This window comes from Staphylococcus sp. HMSC62D11 (assembly GCF_001839145.1).
Classification (GTDB): Bacteria; Bacillota; Bacilli; order Staphylococcales; family Staphylococcaceae; genus Staphylococcus; species Staphylococcus lugdunensis.
This window is the reverse complement of record NZ_KV840185.1, coordinates 257,281-283,985: the sequence shown is the minus strand read 5'-3', so window position 1 is coordinate 283,985 and position 26,705 is coordinate 257,281. Positions and strand designations below refer to the sequence as shown.

General features: G+C 34.8%; 21 protein-coding genes and 1 other annotated feature. Of the genes, 4 read left to right on the top strand and 17 right to left on the bottom strand.

Annotation, left to right across the window (positions count from 1 at the left end):
* Positions 1-399: 399 nt before the first annotated feature.
* Positions 400-999, top strand: coding sequence for a hypothetical protein (locus HMPREF3267_RS05840; protein WP_002460829.1), 600 nt, complete (start codon positions 400-402; stop codon positions 997-999).
* A 139-nt stretch (positions 1,000-1,138) separates the two neighbouring features.
* Here HMPREF3267_RS05840 and HMPREF3267_RS05835 read toward each other — a convergent pair whose 3' ends face one another.
* Together HMPREF3267_RS05835 and HMPREF3267_RS05830 are read right to left on the bottom strand one after the other, a co-directional pair.
* Positions 1,139-2,107, bottom strand: a complete 969-nt coding sequence (locus tag HMPREF3267_RS05835; protein WP_062078296.1) for an alpha/beta hydrolase — start codon at positions 2,105-2,107, stop codon at positions 1,139-1,141.
* Complete coding sequence (locus tag HMPREF3267_RS05830; RefSeq protein ID WP_002479091.1) at positions 2,088-2,768, bottom strand: type 1 glutamine amidotransferase; 681 nt, start codon at positions 2,766-2,768, stop codon at positions 2,088-2,090. The genes HMPREF3267_RS05835 and HMPREF3267_RS05830 overlap by 20 nt, the downstream gene beginning before the upstream one ends.
* A 194-nt stretch (positions 2,769-2,962) precedes the next feature.
* Between HMPREF3267_RS05830 and HMPREF3267_RS05825 the strand changes: the two genes are divergently transcribed.
* Positions 2,963-3,442: a peptide-methionine (S)-S-oxide reductase gene (locus HMPREF3267_RS05825; RefSeq protein WP_002460833.1), complete on the top strand. Its 480-nt coding sequence runs from the start codon at positions 2,963-2,965 to the stop codon at positions 3,440-3,442.
* Between the two features lie 146 nt (positions 3,443-3,588).
* On the opposite strand, the gene HMPREF3267_RS05820 is transcribed toward HMPREF3267_RS05825, so the two are convergent.
* Both HMPREF3267_RS05820 and HMPREF3267_RS05815 read right to left on the bottom strand, forming a co-directional pair.
* The gene (locus HMPREF3267_RS05820; RefSeq protein ID WP_070823828.1) at positions 3,589-5,220 is read right to left on the bottom strand and encodes an APC family permease; all 1,632 of its coding nucleotides are present in this window, start codon (positions 5,218-5,220) and stop codon (positions 3,589-3,591) included.
* Positions 5,221-5,421: 201 nt separating this feature from the next.
* A complete protein-coding gene (locus HMPREF3267_RS05815; RefSeq protein WP_002460835.1) occupies positions 5,422-6,009 on the bottom strand; it encodes a DJ-1/PfpI family protein in 588 nt (195 codons plus the stop codon).
* Positions 6,010-6,221: 212 nt separating this feature from the next.
* Here HMPREF3267_RS05815 and HMPREF3267_RS05810 point away from each other — a divergent pair, with 212 nt between their 5' ends.
* A complete protein-coding gene (locus HMPREF3267_RS05810) occupies positions 6,222-7,535 on the top strand; it encodes a M30 family zinc metallopeptidase (protein ID WP_002460836.1) in 1,314 nt (437 codons plus the stop codon).
* A gap of 136 nt (positions 7,536-7,671) precedes the next feature.
* Here HMPREF3267_RS05810 and HMPREF3267_RS05805 read toward each other — a convergent pair whose 3' ends face one another.
* The 12 genes from HMPREF3267_RS05805 to brnQ all read right to left on the bottom strand — a co-directional run bounded on the left by HMPREF3267_RS05805 (position 7,672) and on the right by brnQ (position 22,436).
* On the bottom strand, positions 7,672-8,862 hold the full coding sequence (locus HMPREF3267_RS05805) for a staphylopine family metallophore export MFS transporter CntE (RefSeq protein ID WP_002460837.1): 1,191 nt from the start codon (positions 8,860-8,862) through the stop codon (positions 7,672-7,674).
* Between the two features lie 11 nt (positions 8,863-8,873).
* Positions 8,874-9,623, bottom strand: a complete 750-nt coding sequence (locus HMPREF3267_RS05800) for an ABC transporter ATP-binding protein (RefSeq protein WP_002491982.1) — start codon at positions 9,621-9,623, stop codon at positions 8,874-8,876.
* Positions 9,616-10,431 (bottom strand): staphylopine uptake ABC transporter ATP-binding protein CntD, encoded by an 816-nt coding sequence (locus HMPREF3267_RS05795; protein WP_070823827.1) that lies wholly within the window; start codon positions 10,429-10,431, stop codon positions 9,616-9,618. Before HMPREF3267_RS05795 ends, HMPREF3267_RS05800 begins: the two co-directional genes overlap by 8 nt.
* Positions 10,428-11,297 carry a staphylopine uptake ABC transporter permease subunit CntC gene (gene opp1C, locus HMPREF3267_RS05790; protein ID WP_062078300.1) on the bottom strand — a complete coding sequence of 290 codons (870 nt, stop codon included), beginning with the start codon at positions 11,295-11,297 and terminating at the stop codon, positions 10,428-10,430. Before opp1C ends, HMPREF3267_RS05795 begins: the two co-directional genes overlap by 4 nt.
* Entirely contained in the window at positions 11,288-12,229 is a 942-nt protein-coding gene (opp1B, locus tag HMPREF3267_RS05785) for a nickel/cobalt ABC transporter permease (RefSeq protein ID WP_002460841.1), read from the bottom strand. The genes opp1C and opp1B overlap by 10 nt, the downstream gene beginning before the upstream one ends.
* A gap of 12 nt (positions 12,230-12,241) precedes the next feature.
* Complete coding sequence (gene nikA, locus HMPREF3267_RS05780; protein ID WP_062078302.1) at positions 12,242-13,843, bottom strand: staphylopine-dependent metal ABC transporter substrate-binding lipoprotein; 1,602 nt, start codon at positions 13,841-13,843, stop codon at positions 12,242-12,244.
* A 512-nt stretch (positions 13,844-14,355) separates the two neighbouring features.
* Complete coding sequence (locus tag HMPREF3267_RS05775; RefSeq protein WP_002460843.1) at positions 14,356-14,577, bottom strand: hypothetical protein; 222 nt, start codon at positions 14,575-14,577, stop codon at positions 14,356-14,358.
* Positions 14,578-14,741: 164 nt separating this feature from the next.
* The gene (locus HMPREF3267_RS05770) at positions 14,742-16,100 is read right to left on the bottom strand and encodes an MFS transporter (protein WP_062078303.1); all 1,359 of its coding nucleotides are present in this window, start codon (positions 16,098-16,100) and stop codon (positions 14,742-14,744) included.
* Positions 16,101-16,229: 129 nt separating this feature from the next.
* Complete coding sequence (locus HMPREF3267_RS05765) at positions 16,230-17,030, bottom strand: Cof-type HAD-IIB family hydrolase (protein WP_062078305.1); 801 nt, start codon at positions 17,028-17,030, stop codon at positions 16,230-16,232.
* A gap of 76 nt (positions 17,031-17,106) precedes the next feature.
* Positions 17,107-19,719, bottom strand: a complete 2,613-nt coding sequence (locus tag HMPREF3267_RS05760) for an AAA family ATPase (RefSeq protein WP_062078307.1) — start codon at positions 19,717-19,719, stop codon at positions 17,107-17,109.
* 13 nt (positions 19,720-19,732) lie between these two features.
* A complete protein-coding gene (locus HMPREF3267_RS05755) occupies positions 19,733-20,461 on the bottom strand; it encodes a zinc ribbon domain-containing protein (protein ID WP_062078310.1) in 729 nt (242 codons plus the stop codon).
* A gap of 616 nt (positions 20,462-21,077) precedes the next feature.
* Positions 21,078-22,436 (bottom strand): branched-chain amino acid transport system II carrier protein, encoded by a 1,359-nt coding sequence (gene brnQ, locus HMPREF3267_RS05750; RefSeq protein WP_012990665.1) that lies wholly within the window; start codon positions 22,434-22,436, stop codon positions 21,078-21,080.
* Between the two features lie 312 nt (positions 22,437-22,748).
* Between brnQ and HMPREF3267_RS05745 the strand changes: the two genes are divergently transcribed.
* On the top strand, positions 22,749-24,251 hold the full coding sequence (locus HMPREF3267_RS05745) for an FAD-dependent monooxygenase (protein ID WP_062078312.1): 1,503 nt from the start codon (positions 22,749-22,751) through the stop codon (positions 24,249-24,251).
* Positions 24,252-24,449: 198 nt separating this feature from the next.
* Here the strand turns inward: HMPREF3267_RS05745 and thrS are convergent, their stop codons facing one another.
* A complete protein-coding gene (gene thrS, locus HMPREF3267_RS05740) occupies positions 24,450-26,366 on the bottom strand; it encodes a threonine--tRNA ligase (RefSeq protein WP_002491985.1) in 1,917 nt (638 codons plus the stop codon).
* A gap of 50 nt (positions 26,367-26,416) precedes the next feature.
* Positions 26,417-26,631, bottom strand: a binding site (T-box leader).
* Positions 26,632-26,705: the final 74 nt, after the last annotated feature.

The following is a 26,705-nucleotide window of genomic DNA, read 5'->3' as shown; positions in this document are numbered from 1 at the left end:
GCAAGAACTCAATTAAAATAGTATTCATTATCGATTAACAACAATCTATTCAGACTGAACATGATGTATGGCCTAGCTAGATATATAAAACACTAATGGTCCTAAAACATAAACATCACACTATCATCTGCACTAATTTGACTACTTTTGATTGAATTCGAATGAATTGTTCCCAGATATTTTAGCACGTTAAAGTAAGCGTTAACAATATAAATTTTAAATTTAATTTAAATGTTGTTGGTTTGACATAATTCAATGTAGTCATTGTTTCAAATAAATCAGTAATATTTCATTTTTAATGCTTGTTTCTATTGATATTTTGTTTATATATTAAATTTGCATAAAACAAATGTTATGCCATAATAGCTTTAAATTAATATAGGTTGGAGGGATTGTTTGATGAGTGAGTTTATTGCAGCCATTATCGGTGGTTTGTTCACGTTAGCTGGGACATTCATAGCATTAATATTCCAATTTAGAAAAGATGAGCGAGATAAAAGAGAAGATTATCATAATGATTTAGTCAGTTCATTAGATGTTATTGCGTATAAAGCCGCAAAAGTACGCAATAATTATTTAGATTTCAATTATTCCAATTTCAACAAAGACAATACAACAGAGATTTACCAAGAGATTCACACAGATTTCAAAGGTTTAGATAAACAATTACAAAGTTTAATCTTATTGATGAGTCATCACAGTGACAATTCTAATAAAGTGCTAAGACGTTTATTAACCAGCTATGAACCAGTTGAAAATCAGTTTAATAACTTTAAAATTTCTTACAAAATCTATACTCAAAAATATGAGAGTCCTGATTTTAATAAAAACAATATTACTTTTTCAAAACGTAAGCTAGACATTAGTATTGAAGATTTCATCGCACATATTAAAAATTTTGCAAGCGAGAAATATCAACATGATTTATACGAACCTACTTTAAATAACTTAGTCGACCCAAATGATGCGATTAATAACGATAAATACTATCAGAAATAATATCACTATAAAGAGAGCGGGACTACGAATTCATAATGAATTTTGTCCCGCTCCGTTCTTCTACTTATTAAGAACCTGCTACAATCACTTATGTCATATTTTATAAATGGTGTATGTGTATGAAAGCATTGTTATGTTATTATTTCTCATTATTCTTAGCTTTAAAAGATGCATCTTCATCTGTTAATGCCTGTTTTAAAGCTTGTAGCGCCGCCGCTTTGGATTGTTTACTAATAGGTGCATCTGGCGCGATAGATTCAAATTCATGATAACAGCCTGGATATAAATGAAACTCAACGGGTACACCCGCTTGAGCCAACGCTTGTACATAATTGATGGTTTCATCTCGATATGGATCCAACGTTCCTACAGAAGTATATGTCGCTGGAAGTTGGCTGAAGTCTGTTTCACGTATTGGGGCTGCATATTTAGGTACATCACCTTTAATATTTTTCAGATACATCGACCAAGCAAATTGATTTAATTCCGAAGACCATACTTTAGAATCTAAAACTTCCTGACTTGAAGGTGTGGCGCACGTATCATCTATCATTGGAAATAACGGCATTTGAAATTTAATGTTAGGCCCTTTTCTATCTCTGGCTAATAGTGTTAAAGCTGCCGTTAGTCCTCCCCCAGTACTGCCACCAACTACAGCTAATCTATCAATATCGATATTTAATGTTTCACGTTCGCTAACAATCCATTGTAATGCGAGATAACAGTCTTCTAGTGCTGCAGGATAGGGGTGTTCAGGTGCTAAACGATAATCTACAGAAACGACCACACACGGTACATGTTTAACATAACTTGCACATGTAGCATCGTTACCTTCTACCGTTCCAAAGAACGTACCTCCCCCATGAATATATAGCACGACAGGCAAAGGCTGTTGTTGTGCTTTAGGCGCATACACTTTCACTCTTATAGAGACGTCACTATCTGCATATGCAATATGATGTTCTGTAAACTGTAATGATTCATCCTTATAGGGACGAATTAACTTTTGATTAATACCTCTGATGAGTGGTAATCGCGCTTCAGTAAAAATCATTGGCGACAAGCGCTTAAATGCCGGTAATAAATCTTTATGAATATGTTTCTCCATAAGTACATCCTCCTATAAGATGATCCATAATCTTGCTTAAGACGATTTGATTGTCAGTTGGTATTTCGTGTTGCAAGATACTGTCACGTGTTTGTTGTAGTACATTCCCTTCAATATATTTGTAGTCAGCTGCAACAAGATCTTGTAATGTCTGAGACGTTGTTTCTAAATGAAATTGCAAACCAATCACACAATCTTTATAAATAAATGCCTGGTTTTCACAATAAGGTGAACAATAAAGTCGTTCTGCCCCAGGAGGTAATGAAAATGTTTCTCCATGCCAGTGTAAAACGTCTAACGTTTCAGGCAAGAAGTTATAACGAGATGTTGTTTTTTTAATATTTGAAAATCCTACTTCCTTACCTGCTGAATTGTTATAAATTGTTGCGCCGAGCACTTGCGCAATGAGTTGTGCACCTAAGCAAATCCCTAACATTGGTTTCTGTTGCTTAAGCATAGCAATAATAAGCGCTCTTTCTTCTGCTAACCAAGGAATATCGTCATTCACACTCATTGGCCCTCCTAAAATAATAAGCACATCAACTTGCTGAGCATCGGGTATACGGACTGGCGTTTCATATAATTTAATAATATGCGCATCTAAATAAGCTAAACTCCCAGGGGTCTCAAATGGGACATGTTGTAATATATAAATCTTCATTGGCGTTCCTTCTTATCATTTGAGTATATAATCGCATCATTGCGAATGCGACTCATTTCATATTCAAGTATACCATTTTTATTATATGTACTTTGAGGACTGCATTGACAGAAACTGGTTGCATACATTGAATTATCACTACAATTTTACTATAATTCTAATTGATAATGATTTTCAATTATAGGAGGTTGTTTATGGAAACAGTATACTTAGCAGGTGGTTGTTTATATGGCGTTGAAGCATTTATTCGAACACTCCCAGGGGTTATCAATACGACAAGTGGTCGCGCAAATGGCATTACAAAATCTCTAGATGGTGAGTACGACGGTTACGTGGAAGCTGTCAAAACGGAATTTGATCCAAACGTCGTGTCCGTTACAGATTTGATGGGCTATCTCTTTGAAATTATCGATCCTTATAGTCTTCATCAACAAGGTCAAGACATCGGGTTAAAATATAGAACTGGATTCTATAGTGAAAACCCTGAACATTTAAAAGAAGCTCAAGCCTTTATCGATGCTATTGAAGACCATCATCTTATTGCAACGGAAGTCTTACCGCTGACCAATTATATTAAAAGTGCCGATATGCATCAAAATAGATTAGAACGCTATCCTGATGACTACTGCCATTTACCAAAAAGCTTAGTTTATAAATATAAAAACAATGCCTAATAAGTATTGAAATAGATAAAAGGTCTGGACATAAAGTTCTTGGACAAATACAAAGAAGCACTCAGATGAGTTGAAATTCAATTCATCTGAGTGTTATTTTTCTGAGATTTATGTCTCAGACTGTATTAATTTAAAACCTAATTTTTTTACTTGTTATTTAGTTCATTATCTTTTAGGTCTCTTGCCATCTTAGTATTTATTTTCTTCGCATGTCTAAAGTAAATACTTTCAAAATAGCTTGTTGCTCCGATGCTGTAAAAGATCAATGCAACTACGATAATCACGATAAAGTCATATGGATAGTGAATCAAATTGATACCTTTAAATTCTTTACTTCCAATAAATGACAGAATTGCCAATACAATAAGATACACGATAATCCATAAGCTACCACCAATTTGTTTCTTCGTATTTCTCCAATTCATTTTATATTCATAGAAGAAATAAATCGGTAAACCTAAAATAATAATAAAGATAACTTCAGCTGTTGTAGGCCACATTGCCCAATAAATTGCTAGTGAAGCCAAGACAAACGATAATGGTGCCATCACTTTTAGCAATGTTGCACGATATGGTCGCGTCATTTTTGGTGCCATTTTACGTAAGGCGATTACAGTTGTTGGACCAGTTAAATATGCCACAAGTGTCGCTGTTGAAATTACGGCTGCTAATGTTCCCCAATCGCGGAATAACGTTACCATAATTATGCTAATTATTGCGTTAAAAAGAATGGCAACACGTGGAATATTATATGTTTCATTCATTTTTCCTAAAAATTTAGGAATATGCCCATTCTTTTCCATAGCACGTAATACACGCCCTGTCACAGCTACGAATGATACACCAGTACCAAATGGCGAAACAACGGCTTCAATATAAAGTAAAATTGCTAGCCAATTAATGTTTAATAAAATCGCCAAATCAGCAAATGGAGAGTTGAAGTTAATACCACTCCAACCATGTGCATTAATCGTAGATTGAGGCATTGATGTAATAAAGGTACTTTGTAAAATAATATATAATGCAGCACTTAATGATAGTGAAATTGCGATACCACGTGCAATATTCTTTTCTGGATTGCGAATTTCAGACCCCATATTAATGATTGTTTGGAATGCGTTAAATGAAAAGATAATTCCTGATGTTGTCGTTGCCGCAAAAATTGGCGCACTACCATAAGGCATAAACGTACTTACAGAATGACCATAATTTCCTGTGTCAAAGCCAGACAGCATTAACATAATAACTGTTAATAATGGCACACCCAATTTAAACACTGAAATCAAACTTGTAAATGACGTTAAAATTTTAACCGACCAATAATTTAACAGTGAAAAAATGATGATGATGATATAAACTGCAAATAACCCACTTGTACTAATTGAGCCATCTTCCATTAATACCGATGTAAATTTAGCCCAATCCCAAGGCCATGAACTAATGTATTGTACAGCCGACACAGCTTCAATAGGAATAATGGTAACCAATGATACCCAGTTCGCCCAAGCTGCAATAAAGCCTAGCAACGAACCATGCGTATATTGTGCATAGTTACTCATTCCACCTGATTGTGGAAACATAGTGCCGATTTCAATATAGTTATATGAAATAGTTCCAATGACGATAAATCCAATCAACCATGAAATAATTGCTGCTGGTCCTGCGATAGATGAAGCTTCCCACGCTCCAAATAGCCAACCCGAACCAATGAGTGAACCAAGTCCTAATAGCACAAGTTGTGCCAAACTTATCTTATTGCTTTTATTTTCATTACCCATAATAACTCCTTAATTATTGTTATGTTTCATTTTTTAATAAACACGTAACCATTATACGCTACTCAAAATAATAGTCAAACTCAATTATTCATATAAATGTTTAATATAGCATTATTATTATTTTGAAAAATCAAATAAACAGACTATATTACAGCGTTCGTTTCAAGTTGAACAAATGTTTATCATTTTTAAATTTATATTTTATAAATATGGATTACCATAACGCTCACAATAATCATAAAATCCAAATTGATTCATATAGGCCTGTCGTTCTATATTGTCATTTGAATCAAAGTCAATCAACTGTTGTACAGCCGCTGTAAAAGGAATGGCCGCTGTACCATTTGCCGTAACTAAATGTTTGTCACGCACCACCTGCGTGGCAATAAATGGATAAGTTGGCTGATAATTTTCGTATTGGTCTAATAACTGTACCGCATTGCCGGTATGTCGATACGTATTCAAATGTCCTTGCCGTGCTAAATAATCTACAGCACCACAAATGGCAGCAATAGGTTTGTGTTGTTCAAATGCCTGTTGAACAAAATGATTTAAAATCTGATTGTCGATATGCCAACTTTTACCACCAATCAATACCAATAAGTCATACGCATTTACCGCTTCAAGCTGAACATCAATAAGGGTTGTTAAACCACCCATCGAACGCACTTCATCTTGGATAGATGCTGTCATCACTTCCCACGTATCACTTTGATTTAAAGCTGATGCTAAATAACTGCCTTCCCAATCTGCATATTCATCCAATAACAAAAAAATTGCTTTTTTCATATTTTCATCTCCTCTATGCTTGCAATCAATATTTAAAAATATAATTTGTATAACTTAGTCATATTTTTCATTATATATGAAAAGTTTTATTTTATACAGTTAGGCAAATATTTGAACAGTTAAGAGCTAAAAACCAAAATTTTACTGCTAGTCCATAGAATAGTATATAGATTTCAAATAAATCTAAATTTTTAAAAAAAGGAGAGTCTGCTATGAACATTTCACATAAATTATTAATCGCCCTTAGCACAACGATTACTATTGCCTTACCGATTTCACAATGCGCACAAGCCGCATCCTACGTCGTTAACAATGAAAATATAGATAAAGATGGCCGCCAAGCTTATACAGGCAGCTATAACCGTGCTGCACTTAAACAGCAAACCGTGAAGCAAATGGGACCACAAAATCGCGAAGCCTTCAAAGAAGATAAATTATTTAAGGCACCAAAGAATAAACAACCGATTCGAAAGAGTGAAAACCGCAGTCAAAATGGCGGCAAACAATATAGCCTAAATGATCAGCGTACCTTTACAACAATTGATAATAGAACTAATCAAGATGAACAAACCACTGCTACATTAAAATACGATGGTAAAAAAGCCCAAGTGTGGGTTGCTGATCAATACATTACTGATAAACAAGCGCAAAACATTGGTAGAGAATTTGATGAACGTATCGACCCACTTATCGAAAACAACTTTGGTGAACCCTCTGATGTTGACAATAATGGTAAAGTAAATATCCTTGTATATGATATTAAAGATAACTATGACCAAACAGGAACGTATATTGGTGGTTATTTCCATCCAAGAGATTTATACAATGTCCGAGGATCAAACCACAGCGAAATCTTCTATATGGATACGTATCCATCAATGGGAACAGATCGTCAACATTTGAATGAATCACAAATCTATTCCACATTAGCGCATGAATATCAACATATGGTCAATGCCAACGAAAATCTATTTAAAGAACAAAGTCAAGAAGAAATGGATCCATGGTTAAACGAAGCATTATCAATGGCTAGTGAACAAATGTACTTGAATGCACCATTGAATTCACGTATCGATTATTATAATAATTCAAAATCCATCGCCTATGGTCATTCATTAATCCGTTGGGACGAACAAGGTGATACATTATCAAACTACTCATTATCTTACCTCTTTATTGAATATCTGAAAAAACAAAGTGACAATGGTGAACAAGTCTTTAAAGAACTCATTAATGATCCAGGTGATACGAATACTGCACTTCAAAATGCAATTCATGAACATGTAGACCCTAATTTATCACTTAGTAAATTCATGACTAACTTTAGAATCGCCCTTGTGAAAAAAGAAAATAGTGGACCGTATGGTTTCAAAGGAGATGCAGACTTCAATAACGTTCATCCACAACCAATTTCTCAAATTCCAGAGACATTAGCACCTCAAGGATCTGTGTTATTCCAAACAAATCAAGACTTCAACGTACCTAATGACAAAGACGAAGATATCTCATACAATAAAGTCAATTAATCACTTGTCAGAAGTTCATTAGCTAACGATTTAAAAAGGCTACACAGTTGCGTTTGTATGATGGCAACTGTGTAGCCTCTATATGTTTAAACAATCCTATGATTCAAGGCATGAGTGATTGTTTAAATTTCGAACACTATCGCTTATGACATTGTTGCTGATTCCAATTACTGACACTGGACACCATAGCAATGACAACAAAGCTCGCACATAGTAAATACATGAATTTAAATCCTAGCCAATCTGATATTGGTCCCATCAGTACACCACCTAGTGAAATACCTAGGTCTGCACAAGCAATAAATAGACCTAACAACATATTACGCTCAACTTTTGGTAAGACAAAACTTAAATAAGATGTCAGTGTTGGATAAACGAGTGCTTGAGTAATACCAATACAGACAGCACCAATATAGACAATCATTTGTGGAAGCTGTGGGCCAAACGCTATCACAACGGCTGAAATAACGAGTAATGATAACACACGTAGCATAAAAACTGAATGCCACTGTCCATCAGATGGTATGTATTTGCGTAAATAAAAGCGTGACAATACAACCGCTATCGCTTGAATTGTTAAGAAAAGTCCTGCATGTACAAAGCTATCACGCACCGCATAAAGAGGAATAAATGTATTTACAGCTCCAAAGACGATGGACGTTAAAATCATGATACAACCACTTTGACATAGTGCTTTATTTTTAAATAATTGTCCAAACACAGTCACTGCATTATACGGTAAAGCATCAATCTTGCTACTCGTATCTGGCTCTTGCTCTCCAAACGTCACACGATAGCCAAATATCGTGGTTGATAATGCAATCATTACCATGATTACTGCAAAAGCAGACATATGATGTATCTGCCAAATACCCACCGCAATTAACGGTCCAATTAAGTTAGGAATCATCGAAAAGAGAGAATATAACGATACGCCTTCAGCACGGTGTTTTTCCGGTAAGGCATCAATAATACCAAGCTGTAAGGACATTGAAAAGAAAGCCGTACATATCCCCTGCATAACCCGGGCAATAAAATAGCCTTCAAGTCCAGTAAAACCATATAAAATCAGTGCCAATGCATTGATAATTAAAATAATGCGCAACACTTTTATGGGACCTACACGAGCAATCATTTGTCCTGCCCAAGGTCGTAGCAACATGGCAGTAAGCATATAAGCGCCCATCACTACTCCAATAACTGTATTCGTTGCACCTAAGTCATGACCACGCAGTGGAATAAAGACATTTAAAATTGCATTAGCACTAAAAAATAATAACGTGAGTAAATATAATCTTAAAAATGGCCCTGATAATGCGCCTTTCATGCTTTTCCTCCTTAAAATGACAATTGTTTATTAATGAGCGCATTGGTATAAGCATTCTCACTACAATGTAATGCTGTCGTTGGCATCTGTGCTTCAATTGCACCATCTTTAAAAATAATGAGTTCATCACACAAATAAGTCGCGGCTTGTATATCATGTGTAATAAAAATATAGCTCAACTGTCTCGTTGCACGTAATGTCAGTAATAAATCCAAGATTTGTGTTTGAATTGACATATCCAACGAACTAATCGCTTCATCAAATAAAATGTATTGCGGATTAATACTGATTGCACGAGCAATGGCTACACGTTGTGCTTCTCCCCCTGACAACATATGAGGATATCGATCCATATAATCAGACGACAAGCCAACTTCAATTAAGCATTCACATGCGCACTCCTCCATCTCTGCTTTAGAGGGTTTGCCACATTGACACATCACTTCAAACATAATGTCTCTGACTGTTTGAAAAGGATGTAAAGACGAACTGTAATCTTGAAATACGGCTGCAATATGATGACGTCTTACTTTTCTTTTATATATGGGCTGTTGTTCTAATGTCACCGAACCATTGTCTGGCTTTTCAAGTCCTAAAATCATCCTACTAAGTGTTGACTTGCCACTGCCACTTTCACCAATAATTGCAATTGAACTGTTTAATGGGCAGTTAAACGAGACGCCTTTCACAATAGATACTTGTCGATGTTGAAAACCATGCGCCGTTCGATAAGATTTTTCAACATTTGAAATTTTAAGCATTGCATTCACCTCGCATGACGCGTTGAAAGTGGTCGCTGATTTTCTTTTTAGTAGCTAAAAGGTAGGACGTATATGCATGCTGAGGATGATAGAGCACTGCTTCACTAGTACCTTGCTCAACCAAACGGCCTGCTCGCATGACAGCAACATGGTCAGCTACGTGATTAACTACTGTCAAATCATGTGAAATAAAAATCATTGCACAGCCCATTTGTTGCTTCATATCATTAAACGCTTCTAATACTTCATATTGTGTGATGGTATCAAGTGCGGTTGTAGGTTCATCAGCAATAATCAACTTCGGTTGCAATGCTAACGCTAAAGCAATCATCAAACGTTGTAACATACCGCCAGACAACATATGTGGATACATCGACAATACTTGCTTCGGATTTTGTAATTTCATATACAACATACGTTCTACAAGAATATCTATCACCTGCTGACGTCCTAATGACGTATGTGCCTGCATGGTTTCCATCATTTGCTTTCCTACAGATGACGATGGATCAAAAGCACGACTGCCTTGTTGCATGATCATAGCAATCTCTTTACCTCGATATTGCTTAAGCTGTTTGTCATGAAGCTTCAACATATCAACACTTTCAAAGTTAATCTGACCTTGTACCTTTAACCGGTCATCATTTAATCCAACAATCGCTTTACAAGTAATAGATTTGCCACTACCACTCTCACCTATAATACCTAAGGTTTCACCGCTGTTAACATTGAAGTTGACGTCGCTAACAAGCGCTTGGCCTGTCCATGAATCAATAATGTTTAAATGGTGAACATTTAATCTTGTCATATGCGTATGCCACCTTTCTTCACGGCCTGACGTCGTTCAACCATTGATAACTTTGGATCAATCGCAAGTTGTATTGCATCCGATAAAAAATTAAACGCCATTACAATGATGACAATCGCTATTGCTGGCGCAAACATCATTTCTGGATGTGTAAACATCACTTTTCGAGCCTCATTTAACATCATTCCCCACTCAGCAGTTGGCGCTTTAACGCCTAAGCCTAAAAATGAAAAGCCAGATATTTGTAAAATCATCGAACACATAGAACTGCTTGATATAATAGCAATATCGGCTAAAGTCAAAGGCATAATATGCTTATGAATAATCTTAAAGTGACTCATACCAATTGTTTTCGCAAATTGTACATGATGCGCAGTCGTGTATTGCATCACACTCGTTCGAATAACCCGACAAAACCATGCCCAACGTGTCAAAATAAATGCCAGAATAATATTTTCTGTACCCATGCCAAACATAGCAATAAGCGCTAATGTTACAACATAGCTTGGAAATGCCAGCATAACATCGCATAAGCGCATGATAAGCGCATCGATATATCCTCGGAAATAACCAGCAATAAATCCAAGCACAGCACCAATAACAACAGAACAAATCAGTGCCACAAAGACATACAACAAGCTTGGTCTAATTGCATAAATCAAACGTGTTAAAATATCACGTCCTAAATGATCCGTACCCAGTAGATGTTGCCAACTGATACTGGCATATTTATGTGCTGTATCAATGTGGTTGGGATCATACCAAGTCACTGAAGGAGCTAATACGCCTAACAACACATATCCCAAAATAATGACTAAGGCTAAAACGGCACCTTTATCATGTAACAAACGCTTCATTACGAGCATGATATATCCTCCCTTAACCTTGGATTCAATAAGGCATTGATAATATCTGCTAACGTGTTAAAGACAATAAATAAAATCGCGACAATTAACACATAAGCTTGAATGATTGGAAAATCATGTTCCAATATAGCTTTTAAACTAAGTTGTCCCAATCCAGGCCAAGCAAAGATATATTCAATTACAACCAGTCCACCCATAATCATTGGAATAGACATACAAAATATAGATACAGCTACTTGTAACGCATTGCGTAATACGTGACAAATTAGTTTCTTTGTAGATATTCCACATGCCCTTAAGTACAGCACATAATCCTCATTTAGTTGTTCAATCATCGAGCGACGTACATTTCTAAAATAGATACCAGCATAGGCAATTGTAATCACTAATACAGGTAAGACATAACTTTCTGGGCCTGTTAACCCTGACGTCGGCAATAGATTTAGTTTAACCGAGATATAAATAACGAATATTGAGGCAATCCAATATGACGGTAATGCCGTAAGTACAAAGGCCATCGAACGTATGCTACGATCAATCAGTGTGCCTCGTGTCAAAGCACTAATCACACCAAAGATAATAGATGTCATGATAACCATAACACTAGATATTAATGTTAATTTCAATGTATTGATAAACGCTGGCGTGATTCTACTTGCAACGGGATCACCAGTAATGTAACTTGTGCCAAAATTTAATTGCAGCGCCTGTATTAGCCAATTTTTATACTGAATAAGCAATGGCTGATCTAAGCCATATTTCGCTTTCGTTTCAGCAATAAGTTGTGGTGTGACATGAGGTACGCCTTGCGCATGTAAAATCGTGACAGCTGGGTTTTCATCAGTCAAATAGGTCAGTAGAAACGTTAAAAAACTCACAACAAGCATCAAAGGAACCATCAACGCTATACGTTTTATAATAAATTTGACCATAATGACGCTCCTTTATTTATATTGCATCTCGTTAAATGGTAATTCATATTGTGATTGGGTAAATGAAACCTTTTCTAAATCTTTTGGTGCGACGACAGTCATTCTTCCGTGAGAAATTGGAATGAAAATGCCTTCATCATCCATTTGTTTCAAAATGTGTTGATATTTAGCAGAACGCTGTTTATCATTTTGCATCTTAAATGCAGCGTCTATATCACGATATAATGCATCTTTGTGCGCAATACCTGATGTCGCACTTTCATAACCATTTTTCGCTTTAAATGCAGCAATTGTACTTTGCGGGTCATATAATAAGCCCCATGTTTGGTTAAACATTAAATCATAGTCACCTGAAGTTCGGCGTTCCGCAACTTTATCAGACGTTTCACCATTAATATTTAGCTTAATACCTACCTTTTTAAATTCTGCTTGTAAAAATTCTGCTTGTTCCTTTTGACTTGATGAACCTTTGTCATAGTACAAGGCTAGTTCAAGTGCCTTACCCTCTTTTTCACGAATACTACCCTCTTTAGACGATGCTTTCCAACCCGCTTTATCTAATAATTGCTGTGCTTTATGCGTATCAAATTGACGTGTAGGCATATTAAAGTTAATGTCAGTGACATTTTTTGCAAACAATTGTGTGGCTGGCTTTTCTTGTTTATCTAAAATATCTGTCGCAATCTTATTTCTATTTACTAAGTGACCTAGCGCTTGACGTACCATTTTATCTTTTACAGCACTATCTTTACTACCTGAATTAACAACTAGCATTTTTGTGTTCATTGCTTGGCTGCGTTTCACTTGATAATTTCCGGTATCTTTAAGCTGTTTTAGTGAATCTTTGTCTAAACTATCTGTACCTCGATCGTCGGTGAATGCAAAGTTAGTTTCGCCTTTTTTCATTGATAAGAATGCCGTCTCCCCAGCAGGCATCACTTTAGCCTGTACTTGATTTAATTTTGGCTTAGTGCCCCAATAGTCATTATTTTTATTGAAGTTAGCCTGCTCATCTTTTTTATGTTTGCCCATTTTAAAAGGTCCGGTACCATCAAAGGCTTTCACACCATCTTTTGTTGTACCATTTTTAAAATCTTTCGGTGATACAAACACATATGGTCTTGGCATCGCAAGCTCAGCTAACGCAGGTTGATATGCTTCTTTTAAATGAAGTTGAACCGTATATGTATCTTTAACTTTCACATCATCAATCAATGTTGATAATTTTAGCCAGGCATGTAATTTCTTATTTTGCTGTACAGCATCTATATTTTTCTTTACCGCTTCAGCATCAAATTTTGTACCATCATGAAACTTAACATCATCACGCAAATGGAAAGTGTAGGTCTTACCATCAGCAGATATATCCCATTTCTTTGCCAATAATGGCTTGATACCATCTTTCGTGTTACGTACTAACGGCTCATACAACATACTTTCTGCCGACATAGAACCACCATATACATGTGGGTTCATATCCCCAATATCTTTAACCGTTGTATAACTCAACGTCTTCTCTGATTTCTTATTCTCTAAAGCTTTGTTATCACTGCACCCCGCCAAAATCATCCCAGATGCAAGCAACGTGACTGTTATTTTACTAAGTTTATTCATTTCTTTGCCTCTTTCTATGTTGAAAATGATTATTTCATTCCTAATCTTTTAAAACGAAATGATTCTTATTAACAATTATTAATATTTTCTATGCACTTGTCAATCATTATTAAAATAATTTAATATTTTATTGTTTTAATTCCTTTAGGGCCGATAGAGGTAGTCAGATTTCACATGGTTCAATCTTGTAGGTAGATATTTCTAAAAATATAACTATCGCTTTTCATTTTGTCCCTTTTAGATAAGCATTCTTTAATAAAATTAGTTTTATGCTATTATGCTTACTAAAAGTGATAATACTCGTTATATAGATTTCAATTTGACTATACAAAATATGCATGCAGCATCAAGGTAGACAACCCGAAGTCTTACCCATTGCTATATTATTTATTGCAGTTAAGCCATATAGAAACCTAAATTAGAAAAAAAGACTGCGAACTTAGTTAAGTTCACAGTCAGTATCATTTTGATAGATGTGTCATGTTAACGATATCTATGACAGATTATATCCATTATAAATAGTTCTCAGCATACTCTAATCTAAAATGTTCATTCGTTTCTTTCTCTTTCTTAAATTCTTTTTCCGTTAGTTTCGTAATATTTTCCACAGCATAGCGCAACTTTTTGGCAAGCTGTTCTACTTCCCCTTTATTTTGCGCCACAACAAAGACCGTTAAAATATTTTCATCAACTATATCTTTATGATGTTGATAGTCTAATCTATAAAATTTCATAGTACCGCCCCCCTTTTGTATATATACCCCTCATATTTTAAAACTTATCATGAAATTTAAAAAAAGCATGGGACATCAATCACAAAATATTTTAGTTTCTATTTGTTAAAATACCTATGTAACAGTAATAAGGCTGCTACACAGGTACGCATGGTATATCTTTTCTATTCTACTTCAACATTTTTCCCTACAGGTTCCCATTTGATTGCGCTCGTAATAATTAATCCAACTAATGGTACGATACTTAAGATTAACATGGTGTTGGTAAGGCCTACTGCAGCTAGAATAATAGGGAAAATAAATGTCCCAATAATACTTCCTGTACGACTGACTGCTTCGACAAATCCAGTTGCTTGCGACCGCAAATATGTAGGGAATGATAACGCGCCAATGGTTTTCCCTTGTGTCCCTGGCCCACCTGAATGTCCGAATAAAAATAAAGCAATAAGAAATGTATTTAAGATCATTGGTAATAAATGATAGAAGACACCTGTCATGACCATCGCAATTAATACTAATGCAAAACCAATGATTGTTAGTTTACGTGTGCCTAAGCGATAAGTTAATTGTGCACCAAAGTATGCTCCTACAATACCTGCAATATTAACAATCGCCGTACCTAGTAAAACACCTAATTTTTCTTTACTAATAATGTACGTAGCTATAATAGGAATATATAAACCAACGGCATAATATTGCATGCCTTGAAGTGTTGATATAGCTGTTGCTAATAATAATCTTTTACCATATTTAGGTTGAAACAATGCGCGTGCTGATGGCTGTCGTTCTTGAGAGCTAACGTCATTCGTCTGATTAGATGCTAATTGAATATCGACATGATACTTTTGACGAATATAGTCGGCTGCTTGACCTAATGAGTAGTGGTTAACCATCCACGTTGGACTCTCATGTAAGAATTTTAACCTTAATAGATAAAGCACTAAAGCTATAATAGCACCAAATCCAACTGCTACACGCCATAGATGACTACCTGTACCCATTAAGAAGAATGCAATCACACATAGTGATGACGTAACAATGGCAACATACCATACGACTTGCCAATAATTGACGTTACGACCTTTTTGCGCGCGATTACTTATTTCTGCAATAAAGGTAAAGGCAACTGGGCTGTCCATTCCAATTGCCATTCCCATTAGAAAACGGCAAAGCAATAAGATTGTTAAATTTGGAGCTAAAGCTGCACCTAAAGAAGTGATTACTAACGCTAATAACGATATCGATAAAATACGTTTGCGCCCAAATCGATGTGCGAAGACACCACCAAAAATAGCACCAATCAAAGCACCAATGGGTAAAGACGTCATAACCGTGGATAACATTGTTGGAGATAAATGAAATTGTTGCGTAAGTTGATCCGTCATTGTGCCTAGAATCGTAATATCATAAGCATCTAGAAAAATCGTTCCTAAAATCATAAATAATAACATTTTGGATGTATATTGTTCATCTGCATGATCAATAATACGAAATAAATCCTCTTTTGACTTTACAATTTCCACATGTATCATTCCCTTAAATTATGATTAATTTAAGCGTACGCAACGATTTTTAAGTCCTGATGAATTGAACATTAACATTCCGTTAAGATGTACAAGTGTCTACTGAGAATCAACTGTATGAGCGATATATTATCGTGCCAATTTTAACAATACGTTTAATGTTGTAACAACACCGTCTTGATTATGATTAAGTGCAATAAGGTTTGCTTTTTCTTTTAGCTCTGGATAGGCATTATCCATCGCCACTTTATAGGCTGCATTTTCAAATAAAGGCATATCATTATATCCATCGCCAAAGACGATCGTCTCTTCGGCAGGAATATTAAGCAGACTCTGTAAAAATTGAATTGTCGTACCTTTGTCAACAGCTTTATCAGTAATATCAATCCAACTTTCTTCTGCAGCTACAATATACAAGTCATCTTGGAATTCTGCTAAATCATTGACGTGGTTAAAACATTGCGCTTTGTGATCATAAATCGTAATTTTTAATATTGGTACAGTCAAATTAGCCAAGTCATCCACAAAAGTGACCTGTTCATATGAACCAAAGACCATTGACTTATCTTGGTCTCTCACGCTATTTTCTACATAGGCCGTTTCCGGTGTACAAACAATGATAGTAAGCTCTGGATCTATCTTTTTAATTTTATTGATCAATTGTTGACCTACTGCTGAATCTAATGTTTTCGTATAGATATTCTCCCCGTTCAACTGAATACGTGTCGCACTGTCACCAATAATAAATAAATCTTGTGACAAATCTCCCACAACTGCTTCTACACGTTCCACCTGCTTCCCAGTACAAAATGCAAAACGGATACCTTGGGCTTTCATTGGCGCTAGTAATGCTTGAAAATGCGCTTTATTAAACGTACCTTGTGCATTTAAAAACGTGCCATCCATATCTGTCACAACTAATTTAAACATATGTATTTCCTCCCATGTGTTATTTATTAATAAAGCCTTCATCAAAATGTGCTGTTCATCTCGATGAAGGCGTATGTTATACTTCCTGCATTTCTAGAATTGTTTCATTGCTAATTGTTGTTAAATCAGCATCAGGTGTAGCTGTTTGGATTACTTTGTTTTTATGTCTAACTAATAGTTCTTGAACGAAATTACGTGCCCAACGACCATTGGACTTTTGTGATTCTTCAATATTCGCATATCGTTCTTCCACAATTTCTCTTAATAAGGTTTCATCAAATTGCCAATCTTCTTTTATTAATGTCATTACAACAATATCAGCCACTTCTTCTGGACTGTAATCTTCAAAGTGTAATTGATAAGGAACACGTGACTTTAAGCCTTCATTCGATTCTAGAAAGCGCTGCATATCATCATTATAGCCGGCAAAGATAGCAATAAACTTATCACGATTATTTTCTAATTCCGTAATCAATGTTTCAATTGCCTGACTACCAAAGTCATTGTCACTTTGACCTTTTGGCGTTAATTGATAAGCTTCATCGATAAATAATACTCCGCCCATTGCCTGTTCGACTGCTTGTTTTGTATTCTTTTCCGTTTGACCGATATAATTACCAATCAACTTACTGCGCTCTGTTTCAATTAAATGACCTTTTGACAATAGACCTAAATGTTTAAATATTTGTGCTAATAATCTAGCAACAGTCGTTTTACCGGTACCTGGAGCACCAGTAAAAATCATATGATAATTACTATGCGTCGTAACTTTGCCTTGTTCTTCTAATAATTTATTGAATTTTACTTCATTAATAATTTTATCTACGTGTTGTTTGACGTTAGCTAAGCCGATGAGCTGATGTAACTCTTCTAATAAATCATGTAACGTTTCATCTGAACCATCATCTTGTGATGAAAACATCGAAAAGTCTTCATCTGTAATAGTCATTAGTGCTTCATCATCTATATATTCTCCGCTTTCAGAAATACGTTGTATTTGTTCTGACGTTAATTTTTCATTGAAATTTCGAACCCAGCGTCCATTACTATTATCAAAATTATGTCGATATTCATTGGCCAAGGCTTTTTGATAGTGATCAGCGTCAAATACATAACCTTTATTTATTAAATCAGCTTCACCAATTTGTACAAGTTGAGGTAACTTGTAGTCTTCAAAATCAAATGTGTGAGGTATTCTTGAGGCGAGACCTGGATTAGAGTTTTTAAAAGTAATCATTTCATTGGTATAGCCTGCAAAAATAATCATGATTTCTTCTCTATGATCTTCCATATATTTAAGAATTGTATCTATTGCTTCTTGACCAAATCCTTTATCTCCCTCGCTAACCAAAGTATATGCTTCATCAATAAACAATACACCATTTTTAGCGCTTTCTAGCACTTCCAACGTTTGTGTTGCAGTTCTACCAATATATTCTGATACGAGATCTTGACGTGAAACTTCAACAAAATTGTTTTCTTTAATGACTTGTTCTTCATATAATGCTTGTGCCATCAAACGCGCAACCGTTGTTTTACCGGTACCTGGATTCCCGATAAATAACGAATGCATGGCTGGCATATTTGGTTGCAACCCTTTTTGTTGTTTGATTTTATTTATTTTAGAAATATTAATAAATTTTTCTACTGCTTTTTTAACACCATCCAAGCCAATAAGCTCATGTATCGCATCTAATGCACTTTTTTCTTCAGGCATTGCTTCTTCATCAAACGCATCCATAGTATCTTCATAACTATCATTCTCTGATTCATTTACTGTATCGTCTTCATAGAATTCGTCAAATTGAGTATCAACGTCTTCTTGTCCTATATTGTCATCTACATTCTGTGCATATGCTCCCTGATCATTTAACTGGCGCTGATATTCATCTCTGTTAATGACTTCAAAGCCTTCTCCTTCAGCGTCTGAAAAATTGTCTATATTAACAAGAAATCCATTAGTATTTTCGGTATTAACATGTTGTAACGATAGATAGCCTTCTTCTAAATATGCTTCAGAGCTTCCCGAAACAATAGTTAGTCCATCAATATACATTTGTCCATGACTGAACAACATGATGTCTATGGTTTCCTCTGTCTTATCGATATATAAATCATTTGCGTTGATTCTACCTTCTTGCTGCGCACATACTGTTTCAGTCGATAGACTATGGTTGACTTCAATATATGCATCTTGATTCGCTGTTAATCCATTCATTAAAGACTGATTAATTTGAGCACGTGAACCATTATCTACAAATATTCCACTAATTTCCTCTTCAGCATGAGTATCTACCGTCACTTCATTAATAGACACACTGCTGTTTTGATCTATATATAGTGCAATAGCTTGCTTCCCCTTTAAAATGACATTATTTATTGTCACATGACTATTATGTATATTTAGCGCATGATCATTAGGCTGTGAATTATCAATTGTTAAATTCTCTATAACAGCATTACAGTTCTCAATATAAAACCAAGAATCAATCACTGTATCTTCAGGTAAACTGTTACCTCGTAATTTAAAGCGCATATTTTGAAATTGCATACCTTGATTGAAATAGTGCTTTTGGTCTCCTAAAGACTCAAATACAATTGTGCTGTCATCCGGGATGGGCGTTTCTAGTACTAATTTTTCAAAACTAATTCGACGAAACCCTTTGCCAACAAGTATTGGTTTTTTCATTGTTATGACTCCCTTAACCTAGTTTTTTTGCCAATGAATAGAGATAAATAAACGAAAGAATGCCAAGAATCCACGAAAAGTTCCATATAAATAATAAGAATATGTATTTAAGTGTAACTTTTCCAGTAGCTATGGCAAAACCATGTTGTTGAATATCGTATGCATAACTTGATTTCTTAAATACTTTACTAAGTACGTGATCAACAACACACATCACAAATGGGAATAATAGCACATTCAAGATAAATATTATCATATTATATGTTATATGAATGAAAAATACATAAAACACAAAAAACGCAATTGAAATAATGATACGTTTAGCCCATGCCGCGGTATCATCTAATTTAAAGATGTTTTTAACGACATCCAAAAATCCTGTTGAAACTGAATCCGTCGAAGAAGCACCAAAATCGTTCTTCGATACGTGTGATGCATGATCACCTGAATGTGCACCGAATTGCTCTTGAGACTCTGTTGAATGTGTATTCGCTTCATCTGTAGTTGATGATGCGCCAACTTGCTCTTTTACATCACTGTCATGGCTTGCTTCTTGTTGCTGATCAGGTCGTTTTTTATGCTGTTGTGCACCTGCGCCAAACTGACTTCTAATATCACGTTTCTGAGATTGCTTAGAAGTTTGTTGCTGATTTGATGTTGTATCAACTTGTATCGGTTCACCACACGTCGGGCAGTGTTGTTGGAAATGATTAAATTCTGTCCCACATTGCTTACACTTCATTAAAGTTCACCCCTGAATAAAGTCTATGTCAAATGAATAACAAGACAATTTTTGTTTTTTGAATATATATAATATTTTAATAAAGTTTTGTGCCGTTGTCAGTACCTTATTGCAAAAATTATGATGCTTCACATTTAACTGAAATTTTAAAAAAGCAGTGCATTCTTTTTACCAATTATTGGCAATGAATGAGCAACTGTGAAAGATGATTATTAAGTGATTACATTCGCTAATAATATAAAATCTAATCCTAAGATAGAAAATAGCAACTCTAATAATGGTATATTATTATAAAGAAGGTATTATTTAAAATATGAAAATAAATAATCACAATAGCTTTTTTATTCCATGTGGCTTGTTTTTGGGTTTAGGATTAGGATTAATATTTAAAGAAATTGTAGCAGGCGCATTTTTAGGGTTAGCTTTAGGATTTTTACTATATATAATTTTCAATAAAAGAGATAATAAGTAATATTAATGCTTCGTTATTACAAGGGAGCGGAATCGCATTCATTATGAATTCGTAGTCCCGCCCGAGCAAGGTTGACTAGGATTGAAAAAACTTGTTGAACACTGACAATGCACAGTTATTCAACAAGTTTTTAAGTTATTTTTCTTATGTTTGTGGTTGTCTTGGTAAGCGAATTTTATAAACGATGAGTCCGATAATAAAGCCTATAAGTGCCGGCAACATCCAACCCATGCCTATGTCAAATAATGGTAAGTAATGCTCACCTAGCGCAATTAACCATTGTGCGAAACTTGTGTTTACAAAGAATTCTGGACTTGCCTTTATACCATCAATTAACGCAGCAATCATTGTAAAGAATGTCGTAAAGCGATAAACAGTTGTTGAATGATTAAATAGTGGACTGATTAATGTCAATAAGATTAATGTAATTGCTAAAGGATAAATAAACATTAATACTGGTATTGAATACATAATAATCTTCGTTAATCCTACATTCGCAAAGATGCAGGCTAGAACGCTAACTATCGTAGCAATAGCTAAATAATTTTGTTTAGGAAATAATTCTGTAAATGTCTCAGAGAATGCAGTTATTAAGCCAATAGCCGTTTTTAAACAAGCAACAATAATGATTAACGATAAAATAATAATGCCGTAATCACCTAGATAGTATTGAGCGATTTGTGCCAATGCTATACCACCATTCTCACTTACTTTGAAATGGCCTAAACTCATCGTTCCCATCACCGCTAATAACGTATATATAACACCCATTGCAACAATACTAATTGTTCCAGATTTAAAGGTTTCTTTAGCAATCGTATTGGGGTTTGAAATACCTAATTTTTTAATAGTTGAGACGATAATAATACCAAATGCCAATGACGCTAAAGCATCTAACGTATTGTAGCCATCAATAAAGCCTTTAAGCACTGTGCCATGCTTATAATTTGGACTAATCGATGCATGATTGATGCTACCCATTGGATGGATAAATGCCAAAATGACGACAATACCTAATAATATTAAAAATATAGGATTTAAAAATTTACCAATATAATCTAATATTTTAGATGGTTTTCTAGCGAACAGCCATGCTAAAACAAAGAATACAATACTAAATATTGGTAGTAATATCTTTGCAGTACTTGGTGAAATAAATGGAGAAAAAGCAATTTCAAAGGATGTTGTTGCTAATCTTGGTAAAGCAAAGAACGGTCCTATAACGAGATATAACCCGATTGTAAATATGTATGCATAACTTGTACTTACTCTTGAAGCAATTTCAAAGACACCATTGGTTTTTGATACTCCTATTGCAATAATGCCTAAAAATGGTAAACCAATCGCTGTAATTAAAAAACCTAAATTGGCCAACCAAACATTTGCGCCTGCCGTTTGACCGAGATGGATTGGGAATATTAAGTTTCCAGCACCAAAGAACAAACCAAACAACATCGAACCAATAAATATATTTTGTTTTAACGTTAATGTATGATTCTTCATAATTCTTGTGTCTCCTATTTATGTGATATTTGTTATTATACATGGTTTTATTGTCTATTTGTTCAGATTATTCAATAAATTTTTAAAAAAGATGTATTTTCTCTCAAATTGTAAATTTAATCTTACTAAATTGCATCAAAATCTCACTGAATTGACCTTTTCAACATTTTAGCTTTCATTAAATTTTAACTTCTATGTATGCCTTTTCTAAGACATTAACCTCGGTTAACATCACCTTATTCTTGCTATCATGCTTAATGTATAGTGCTTATGGGAATAATTATAAAAATATCCGAATAAGGAGAGAATGCCATGTCAAACGATGTTTTAATTGTAGGCGCTGGACCTAGTGGATTGGCATTAGCCATTGCTTTAAGTGCTCAAGGTATATCATATAAGCTGATTGATAAAAATAAAGGCCCCGGTACAGCTTCAAGAGCCATGGTCGTTCAGTCACGTGTACTTGAATTCTACCGTCAATATGGTTTCGACGATAAGATTGTTGAAGCAGGCATACCAATTCAACATTTTAATGTATATAAAGATAAACGTCCTGTTGGCAAATTACCGATTGCAAAGAAAGGAAAAGGCGTAAGTCCTTATCCATATATATTAACTTTACCGCAAGATATTCATGAACAAATTCTTGTAGAAGAATTAGAAAAAGTCGGTGGACAAGTATGTTGGGAACATGAACTTATATCATTTGATGACAACGAGACATTTATAAGTGCGACATTTCAACGACCTAATGGTGAAGAAGTAACTGAAACATTCAATTACATTTGTGGTTGTGATGGTGCCAGTAGCACCGTAAGAAAACGACTTGATATCGGTTTCCCTGGCGGAACATACACACAACTCTTTTATGTTGCGGACGTTGAAACGAACACACAATTAGATGGTGCTAGTATGGGCTTTCATGGTAATCATTTCTGTGTTGGTTTCCCTATTAGAACAACAGAACAATTACGCCTCATTGGTATTATCCCCGAAGAGGTAAAGACCAATGGTGAACCGCCTGAATCATTTAAACCACTGATACCATTTGCCGAAAATATCTTACCTATACACATTAAAAACATTAATTGGTATTCATCTTACCGCTCACATCATAGAGTAGCAGAACATTTTAGAGTAAATCGTGCCTTTATTTGTGGTGATGCAGGACATATTCATAGTCCCGCTGGTGGTCAAGGTATGAATACAGGCATTAGCGACGCCTTCAACTTAGCTTGGAAGCTGAGTAACGTCATCCAAGGAAAAGCTGATAAATCAATTTTAGATACGTATGAACCTGAACGCATTGAATTTGCAAAAAAATTAGTGAACACTACTGATACAGGATTTAAATTTATGGCGAATAGTCAAGTCGTAAAAGATTGGATTATTCCCTATATCTTCCCTACTTTATTACATTTGGATATTTTGAAGAAAAAGCTGTATAAAACGATATCTCAAACAGCTATTCATTATAAACACAGTGATTTAAGTACAGGAAATTATGGGAACATTGCTGGCGGCGATCGTCTTCCATGGATTCATATTGATTCAATCGATAATTTCGAACCTCTAAAATCTCGAACTTGGCAAATCCATATTTATGGCAAATTAACACAAGAATTAAAACAGTTCGCATATGATTCACAATTACCGATTTACCATATCCCTTGGGTTACACAGATGTCCCAAAAAGACATTCAACGTGATGCTGTATTTTTAGTACGACCAGATGGCTATATTTCAGTGGCTACAAATTCATATGATGTAGAACCACTTAAACAGATGATTGAAAAATATCACATTAAACCCTAAATATTAGGTACTTTAAACATAAGGATACCTATTGCTGAAGCTAACACATAACATATTTTTCAGTAGTGTCTTAAAATTAGCGTAATATTAAATATTTATCCGCAAAAATGCACTCCTCAAGGTTAGATTTTCAGTCTAACTTTTGGAGTGCATCTCATTGTTAGTAGAATTTAAACTTAACGCAACAGTGCTTATGTCTTATACAAGTAGTGCTTTACTTTCTACTTCTTCTTGTAGTTGTGCAATAAAGGCTTGAATATCCATCACTTCATTATCTTCATGCGAATATTTTCTTGCTGAAACAACATTATTCTCTTGTTCATGGTCTCCAAGCACTAAAGTGTATGGAATTTTTTTCATTTGGCTTTCTCTAATTTTTTTACCTAATTTTTCATCTCTATCATCAATAACAACACGAATGTTATTATTTTGTAACGCTTCAAATACTTTATTCACATAGGCTGTGTTATTGTCAGACACACCGATGATATTTACTTGAACAGGTGCCATCCAAAGTGGGAACGCTCCTTTAAAGTGTTCAATTAAGATGCCAAAGAAGCGATCTAGAGAACCGAATATCGCTCTGTGTAATACAACAGGACGTTCTTTTTCATTTTGTTCATTAATATAAGTAAGATCAAATTTTTCTGGCATTTGGAAATCAAGTTGAACTGTTGCACATTGATGACTTCGGTTTAATGCATCTTTAATATGCACATCAATTTTAGGGCCATAGAATGCACCATCACCTTCATTAATTGTATATTTTAACCCTAATTCATCAAGCACATTGGCTAAAGATTGTTCCGCTTCATTCCATAATTTTAATTCACCTAAATAATCTTCTGGACGTGTCGATAACTCGATACTATATGTGAAGCCAAACACTGAATAAATATAATCAATTAATTTTAGTATATCTTCTACTTCTGATTTAATTTGAGATTTCATAATAAAGATATGTGCATCATCTTGGCAAAATGTTCTTACACGTAATAATCCATTTAACGCCCCACTAAACTCATGGCGATGTACTTGTCCAAACTCTGCCATTCTTAATGGTAAATCTTTATAAGATCTAAGTTCATTTTTGAAAATTAACATATGACCCGGACAATTCATTGGTTTTAAAGCATAATCATTTTCATCTACTTTTGTGAAGTACATATTTTCATGATAGTGATCCCAATGTCCAGATTCTTCCCATAGTTTTTGATTCATCATAAGTGGTGTTCTCACTTCATCATAATCATTTTTCAATTGAATTTCTCTCAGGAAATTCTCCATTTGATTACGCACAAATTGACCATTTGACAAATAGAAAGGCATGCCAGGTGCTTCTTCAGAGAACATAAATAATTTTAACTGTTTACCTAATTTTCTGTGATTGCGTGCTTCTGCTTCTCTTAAAAATTCAAAATAGTCATCTAACTGCGCTTGTGATTGGAAAGCCACACCATAAATACGTTGAAGCATTTTGTTATCACTATCGCCTCTCCAATAAGCACCGGAAACTTTAGTTAACTTAACATGTTTCACAAATTTTGTATTTGGCACGTGTGGTCCAACACATAAATCTAAGAATTCACCTTGGCGATATACTGATAGTTGTTCACCTTGATATTGCTCAATAATCTCTAACTTATACGGATTATCTTTGAATAAAGCTTTTGCTTCGTCATAGCTGACATTTTCTTTTACAATGTCTAAATTTTCACTTTGAATTTTCTTCATTTCTTTTTCGATTTTATTTAAATCGACTTCGCTGATTGATTCATCCAAGTCTATGTCATAGTAGAATCCATTGTCGATGACTGGTCCTATTGTCAATAAGACTTGAGGATATAATCGAGTTAATGCTTGTGCTAGTACATGGGCGGCAGTGTGTCTCATCGCTTCTATACCTTCAGCATCTTCTAATGTATAGAAAGTGAGTTCACAATCTTCTTGGAGCGGGTAGGTCAAATCAACTAACGTTCCATTCACACGACATACGACTGCCGCTTTAAATAAAGACGTACTGATTGATTTAGCAACATCGCGCGCTAAGACGCCTTGTTCATACGCTTTTTGACTTCCATCTGGGAACTGAATATTGATTCGTTGATTAGACATGATAATCTCTCCTTAAAAATTTGATATATAAATAAAAAACCCGTCCCTAAACAAGGGACGAGTCTATTATTACCCGTGGTTCCACCCAAAATTCCATCTTAAATAAGATGACACTCTAGTCATGTATTAACGCACATGAAACGTTACATGTTTCCATGTAAATAATACAAGGTAGTAAACTTCATTTATGATTTAGGAACCTTTCAGCTGCCATTCCCTCTCTGAAAATCGTCCATAAAGTTCGTGTCCTTTAAATAATATTGATTTTTTATCATCATATACCTATTAATAAAGATAGTCAATCTGATGTCAGAATATTTAAAAGAAAATTCATATTTT

Coding starts and splice junctions, on each gene's coding strand:
- thrS (WP_002491985.1), bottom strand. CDS start 26,366: ATGTCTAATCAACGAATCAATATTCAGTTCCCAGATGGAAGTCAAAAA.
- HMPREF3267_RS05830 (WP_002479091.1), bottom strand. CDS start 2,768: ATGAAGATTTATATATTACAACATGTCCCATTTGAGACCCCTGGGAGT.
- HMPREF3267_RS05805 (WP_002460837.1), bottom strand. CDS start 8,862: ATGAAAGGCGCATTATCAGGGCCATTTTTAAGATTATATTTACTCACG.
- HMPREF3267_RS05745 (WP_062078312.1), top strand. CDS start 22,749: ATGTCAAACGATGTTTTAATTGTAGGCGCTGGACCTAGTGGATTGGCA.
- HMPREF3267_RS05825 (WP_002460833.1), top strand. CDS start 2,963: ATGGAAACAGTATACTTAGCAGGTGGTTGTTTATATGGCGTTGAAGCA.
- HMPREF3267_RS05760 (WP_062078307.1), bottom strand. CDS start 19,719: ATGAAAAAACCAATACTTGTTGGCAAAGGGTTTCGTCGAATTAGTTTT.
- HMPREF3267_RS05840 (WP_002460829.1), top strand. CDS start 400: ATGAGTGAGTTTATTGCAGCCATTATCGGTGGTTTGTTCACGTTAGCT.
- HMPREF3267_RS05800 (WP_002491982.1), bottom strand. CDS start 9,623: ATGCTTAAAATTTCAAATGTTGAAAAATCTTATCGAACGGCGCATGGT.
- HMPREF3267_RS05765 (WP_062078305.1), bottom strand. CDS start 17,030: ATGTTTAAATTAGTTGTGACAGATATGGATGGCACGTTTTTAAATGCA.
- opp1B (WP_002460841.1), bottom strand. CDS start 12,229: ATGGTCAAATTTATTATAAAACGTATAGCGTTGATGGTTCCTTTGATG.
- HMPREF3267_RS05835 (WP_062078296.1), bottom strand. CDS start 2,107: ATGGAGAAACATATTCATAAAGATTTATTACCGGCATTTAAGCGCTTG.
- HMPREF3267_RS05775 (WP_002460843.1), bottom strand. CDS start 14,577: ATGAAATTTTATAGATTAGACTATCAACATCATAAAGATATAGTTGAT.
- HMPREF3267_RS05820 (WP_070823828.1), bottom strand. CDS start 5,220: ATGGGTAATGAAAATAAAAGCAATAAGATAAGTTTGGCACAACTTGTG.
- opp1C (WP_062078300.1), bottom strand. CDS start 11,297: ATGCTCGTAATGAAGCGTTTGTTACATGATAAAGGTGCCGTTTTAGCC.
- HMPREF3267_RS05795 (WP_070823827.1), bottom strand. CDS start 10,431: ATGACAAGATTAAATGTTCACCATTTAAACATTATTGATTCATGGACA.
- HMPREF3267_RS05810 (WP_002460836.1), top strand. CDS start 6,222: ATGAACATTTCACATAAATTATTAATCGCCCTTAGCACAACGATTACT.
- HMPREF3267_RS05755 (WP_062078310.1), bottom strand. CDS start 20,461: ATGAAGTGTAAGCAATGTGGGACAGAATTTAATCATTTCCAACAACAC.
- nikA (WP_062078302.1), bottom strand. CDS start 13,843: ATGAATAAACTTAGTAAAATAACAGTCACGTTGCTTGCATCTGGGATG.
- brnQ (WP_012990665.1), bottom strand. CDS start 22,436: ATGAAGAATCATACATTAACGTTAAAACAAAATATATTTATTGGTTCG.
- HMPREF3267_RS05815 (WP_002460835.1), bottom strand. CDS start 6,009: ATGAAAAAAGCAATTTTTTTGTTATTGGATGAATATGCAGATTGGGAA.